This window comes from Clostridium sp. ZBS2 (genome assembly GCF_023845855.1).
GTDB classification, from domain to species: Bacteria; Bacillota; Clostridia; order Clostridiales; family Clostridiaceae; genus Clostridium; species Clostridium aquiflavi.
On sequence record NZ_JAMQIF010000183.1, the window covers coordinates 1 to 268 of the forward strand.

Annotated in this window: 1 protein-coding gene; it reads left to right on the forward strand. The window is 35.1% G+C overall.

Annotated features, from left to right (window positions below):
• On the forward strand, nucleotides 1–268 hold a 268-nt coding region (locus tag NG918_RS16880), incomplete at both ends, for a branched-chain amino acid transport system II carrier protein (protein WP_252227219.1).

Sequence of the window (268 nt, forward strand, 5' to 3'; positions counted from 1 at the left end):
ACGAACTGGATCTGTATCTTATGAAATTGGGATTGCACCACTTTTCCCAGATCAATGGTATTCTATGTTAGTTTTTAGTGCGATTTTCTTTACAGTCGTTTACTTCTTATCATTAAATCCATCCAAGCTAGTAGATCATATCGGTAAAATATTAACGCCAATTTTACTTGTAATTATTGCAATTATGGCAACAAAAGCGATTCTTTCACCAGGAACGTTTGCAGAGCCTATCGGTGACTATAAAGACATCCCGTTTTTCAAAGGATTT